Origin of the sequence: uncultured Aquincola sp. (assembly GCF_964001545.1) — a bacterium.
Lineage (GTDB): Bacteria > Pseudomonadota > Gammaproteobacteria > Burkholderiales > Burkholderiaceae_C > Aquincola.
This window is the reverse complement of record NZ_CAXFDV010000093.1, coordinates 1-4,707: the sequence shown is the minus strand read 5'-3', so window position 1 is coordinate 4,707 and position 4,707 is coordinate 1. Positions and strand designations below refer to the sequence as shown.

Annotated in this window: 5 protein-coding genes; all 5 read left to right on the top strand. The window is 70.3% G+C overall.

Annotated features, from left to right (window positions below):
* Window positions 1–79 precede the first annotated feature (79 nt).
* Window positions 80–946 carry an ABC transporter permease gene (locus tag ABNT58_RS03340; protein WP_348752096.1) on the top strand — a complete coding sequence of 289 codons (867 nt, stop codon included), beginning with the start codon at window positions 80–82 and terminating at the stop codon, window positions 944–946.
* A 16-nt stretch (window positions 947–962) separates the two neighbouring features.
* Entirely contained in the window at window positions 963–1,484 is a 522-nt protein-coding gene (locus ABNT58_RS03335) for a class IV adenylate cyclase (protein WP_348752095.1), read from the top strand.
* A complete protein-coding gene (locus ABNT58_RS03330; RefSeq protein WP_348752094.1) occupies window positions 1,481–2,476 on the top strand; it encodes an ABC transporter ATP-binding protein in 996 nt (331 codons plus the stop codon). Before ABNT58_RS03335 ends, ABNT58_RS03330 begins: the two co-directional genes overlap by 4 nt.
* Complete coding sequence (locus tag ABNT58_RS03325) at window positions 2,473–3,249, top strand: ATP-binding cassette domain-containing protein (protein ID WP_348752093.1); 777 nt, start codon at window positions 2,473–2,475, stop codon at window positions 3,247–3,249. The genes ABNT58_RS03330 and ABNT58_RS03325 overlap by 4 nt, the downstream gene beginning before the upstream one ends.
* A 115-nt stretch (window positions 3,250–3,364) precedes the next feature.
* A partial coding sequence (locus tag ABNT58_RS03320; RefSeq protein ID WP_348752092.1) for an ABC transporter substrate-binding protein occupies window positions 3,365–4,707 on the top strand: 1,343 nt, incomplete at its 3' end.

Sequence of the window (4,707 nt, the reverse complement as noted above, 5' to 3'; positions counted from 1 at the left end):
TGGCCGCCGCGGTGGTCATCGTCAACTTCGTGGTCGACCTGCTGTATGCGCTGGTCGATCCGCGGCTGCGGGTGCGCGGATGACGGCGCTGCAGGCGAAACCGGACCCCGGCAGCGGCTTCATCGCGCGGGCGCTGCGCCACCCCAGCTTCGTGGCCGGCGGGCTGCTGTCGCTGCTGCTGGTGCTGTGTGCGCTGGGTTCGCTGGGGTGGTCGCCGTATCCGCCGGGCGACATCGACATCCCCAACAAGCTGGCGCCGCCCAGTGCCGCGCATTGGCTGGGCACCGACAGCCTGGGCCGCGACATCGCCTCGCAGCTGTGGGTGGGCTCGCAGAACAGCATCGTGGTGGGTGTGGTGGCGGTGGGCATCGGCCTGCTGGTGGGCACGCTGATGGGCGCACTGGCCGCCGCCCTGCCCGGTTGGGTGGACGAGGCCTTGATGCGCCTGGCCGACTTCAGCTTCGCCTTTCCGGCGCTGCTGTCGGCCATCATGCTCACCGCCATCTACGGGCCGGGGCTGCTCACCAGCATCGTGGCCATCGGCATCTTCAACATCCCGGTGTTCGCGCGCATCACCCGCGGCGCGGCGCGCAGCGTGTGGACGCGCGACTACGTGCTGGCCGCCCGCGCCGCCGGCAAGGGCCGCTGGCGCATCACGCGCGACCATGTGCTGCCCAACATCGCCAGCGTGCTGATCGTGCAGGCCACGGTGCAGTTCGCCATCGCCATCCTGGCCGAGGCGGCGCTGAGCTACCTGGGCCTGGGCACCCAGCCGCCGCAGCCCAGCTGGGGCCGCATGCTCAACGAGGCGCAGACGCAGATGTTCCAGGCGCCGATGCTGGCGGTGTACCCCGGCGTGGCCATCGCGCTGGCGGTGCTGGGCCTGAACCTGCTGGGCGACGGCCTGCGCGACCTGCTGGACCCGCGGCTGGCGCGCAGCCGCTGAACACCGCACCACCGCCATGGCACGCAACATCGAGATCAAGGCCCGCATCACCGATGTGCAGGCGCTGCTGCCGGTGGCCGCGGCGCTGGCCGATGCGCCCGAGCCGGTGCTCATCCATCAGGACGACAGCTTCTTTGCCTGCGCCAACGGCCGCCTCAAGCTGCGGCAGTTCGACGATAGCCGCGGCGAGTTGATTCACTACCACCGCGCCGATGCACAAGGTCCGAAGCTGTCGGACTACGTGATCGTGCCCACCGACCAGCCGGCCGCGCTGCGCGAGGCGCTGCAGCGCGCCTGGGGCAGCGCCGGGCGTGTGATCAAGCGCCGCTGGCTGCTGATGGCCGGGGCCACCCGCATCCACCTCGACGAGGTGCAAGGCCTGGGCCACTTCCTGGAGCTGGAAGTGGTGCTGCGCGACGACCAGACGGAAGCCGAAGGGCAGGCCATCGCCCAGCAGTTGCTGCGGCAGCTGGGCATCGGCCCGCAGCAGCTGGTCAGCGGGGCCTATGTCGACCTGTTGCAGGGGCGGGCCGCATGACGGACCTGCCGCTGCTCAGCGTGCAAGACCTGCGCGTGACCCTGGCCACCACACACGGCCCGGTGGCGGCGGTGCATGACTTGAGCTTCACGCTGGCGCGCGGCGAAACGCTGGGGCTGATCGGCGAATCGGGCAGCGGCAAGTCCCTCACCGCGCTGGCCTTGATGGGCCTGCTGCCGGAACGCGCGCAGGTGCAGGGCCGCATCCTGCTGCAAGGGCAGGACCTGGTCACGATGGACGAAGCCGCGCTGTGCCGGGTGCGCGGCGCCCGCATCGGCATGGTGTTCCAGGAGCCGATGACGGCGCTGAACCCGCTGCACACCATCGGCCGCCAGATCGCCGAGCCATTGCGGCTGCACCGTAGCCTGGGCGCCGCCGCCGCGCGGGCCGAGGCCTTGCGCCTGATGGAGCGGGTGCAGCTGCCGCAGGCCGCGCGCCGGCTCGATGCCTATCCGCATCAGCTCTCGGGCGGGCAGCGGCAGCGGGTGGTCATCGCCATCGCACTGGCCTGCGGGCCGCAGTTGCTGATTGCCGACGAGCCCACCACCGCGCTGGACGCCACCATCCAGCGCGAGGTGCTCGCGCTCATCGCGCAGCTGGTGGCCGAAGACGGCATGGGCCTGCTGCTGATCAGCCACGACCTGGGCGTGATGGCCGCCAGCGTGCAGCGGCTGATGGTGATGTACGGTGGCACGGTGGTGGAGCAGGGCCCGGCCGAGCGGCTGTTCAATCACCGCGCGCACCCCTACACCCGCGGCCTGTTCGAGGCGCGGCCGCGCCTGGGCCTGCGCAACGGCGCCGACCGCCGCACGCTGCGCCTGCCCGCCTTGCCCGGCCGCGTGCCCGAGCTGCACCAACTGCCGCCCGGTTGCCCCTTCAGCGACCGCTGCGCCTGGGCCATGGCCGCCTGCCGCGAGGCGCTGCCCGCCGCCGTGCCGCTGGGCCCCGACCACGACGCGCGCTGCATCCGGTTGAACGAGGTGAACGCATGACGCTGCTGGCCGTGCGCCACGTGACGCGCCACTACCGCCTGCCGCGTGAGCGGCTGCTGCAGCCCGCGCCGGTGCTGCAGGCGGTCAACGATGTGAGCTTCGAGCTGGCCGCCGGCCGCACGCTGGGCATCGTGGGCGAAAGCGGTTGCGGCAAGAGCACGCTGGCCCGCCTGGTGATGGCGCTGGACACACCCACCAGCGGCCAGGTGCTGCTGAACGGGCAGGACCTGCATGCGATGGCACCGGCGCAACTGCAGCGTGAGCGGCGGCATTTCCAGATGGTGTTTCAAGATCCGTATGGCTCGCTGGACCCGCGCCACACCATCGCCCGCATCGTGGCCGAGCCGCTGGAGGCGCTGGCAGAAGTCAGCCGTGCCGAGCGGGAGGAACGTGCCGCCGAAGCGCTCGATGCCGTGGGCCTGCGGCCGGCCGACCTGCACAAGTACCCGCACGAATTCAGCGGCGGCCAGCGCCAGCGCATCGCCATCGCGCGGGCGCTGGTCACACGGCCGCAGCTCATCGTGGCCGACGAGCCGGTGAGCGCGCTCGACGTGTCGGTGCAGGCCCAGGTGCTCAACCTGATGCAGGACCTGCAGCAGCGCCATGGCCTGGCCTACCTCTTCATCAGTCACGACCTGGCGGTGGTGGACCTGGTGTGCGACGAGGTCATCGTGCTGCAGCAGGGCCGCATCGTGGAGCAGGGCCCGCCCGATCGGCTGTTCACGCAGCCGGAGCATCCGTACACGCAGCAGTTGCTGGCCTCCGTCGCCTAGCCTCTGCGCTGCGCCCTTGCCGGCCATGCGCCAGGGCCTTCCCGCCGCTGTGGCAGCATGCAAGCCCTGTGGCCGGCCGCGCCGGCATGTTTCGATTCCCGGAAGGAACAGCGACATGACAGGATTGAACCGGCCCGGCTTCGGCCGCCGTGGGGCGCTGGCCCTGGCGGCCCTGGCCTGTGTGGCCACCGTGCCCGGCGTGGCGATGGCGCAGGGCAAGGCCGCCGTCACCATCGGCCTGGTGCTGGAACCCGCGCCCGGCCTGGACCCCACGATGGCCGCCGCTGCCGCCATCGGCGAGGTGGTGCACTACAACGTGCTGGAAGGCCTGACCAAGATCAACGCCGACGGCAGCGTGACGCCGCTGCTGGCCGAGTCGTGGACCATGGACCCCGACGGCAAGAGCTACACCTTCAAGCTGCGCAGCGGTATCAAGTTCCACGACGGTGAAGCCTTCGACAGCAGCGACGTCAAGTTCAGCTTCGAGCGGGCCAAGGCCGAAGGCTCCACCAACAAGGCCAAGAAGACGGTCTTCGACAACATCAGCTCGATCAGCACGCCGGACGCCGGCAGCGTCATCCTCACGCTGGTCAAGCCCGACGGCAACCTGCCCTTCCGCCTGGGTGAAAACACCGCCGTCATCCTCGATCCCAAGAGCGCCGCCACCACCGCCACCAAGCCCATCGGCACCGGACCGTACAAGTTCGACGACTGGCGCAAGGGCAGCGCCATCCTGCTGTCGCGCTGGGACGGCTACCGCGACGCCAAGGCCGCGCCCATCAAGCGCGCCACCTTCCGCATCATCAGCGACCCGGCGGCGCAGGTGGCTGCGCTGCTGGCGGGCGATGTGGACACCTTCCCGCGCGGCATCGGCAACCAGGCCGTCAAGCAACTGCAGGCCGACCCACGCTTTGCGGTGGTGGTGGGCAGCACCGCGGGCAAGGGCATCGTCTCGATCAACAACCGCAAGAAGCCCTTCGACGACGTGCGCGTGCGCCGGGCACTGGCCTATGCCATCGACCGCAAGGCCTTCATCGACGGGGTGCTGGAAGGTTATGGCGTGCCCATCGGCAGCCACTTTGCGCCCACCGATGCCGGCTATGTGGACCTGACCGGCACCTACCCCTACGACCCCGAGAAGGCCAAGGCGCTGCTGAAGGAAGCCGGCGTGGCCACGCCGCTGAACGTGACGCTGACGCTGCCCCCGCCGCCCTACGCACGCAAGGGTGGCGAAGTGGTGGCCGCGATGCTCGCCAAGGTGGGCGTGGTGGCCAAGATCGAGAACGTGGAGTGGGCCCAGTGGCTGGGCGGTACCTTCAAGGGCAACTTCGACCTGTCCATCGTCAACCACGCCGAGCCGCTGGACTACCTGCAGTACACCAACCCGCAGTACTACTGGGGCTACGACAGCGCCGCCTTCCGCGAGCTGGCCAACAAGCACGCCTCCACCACCAACGC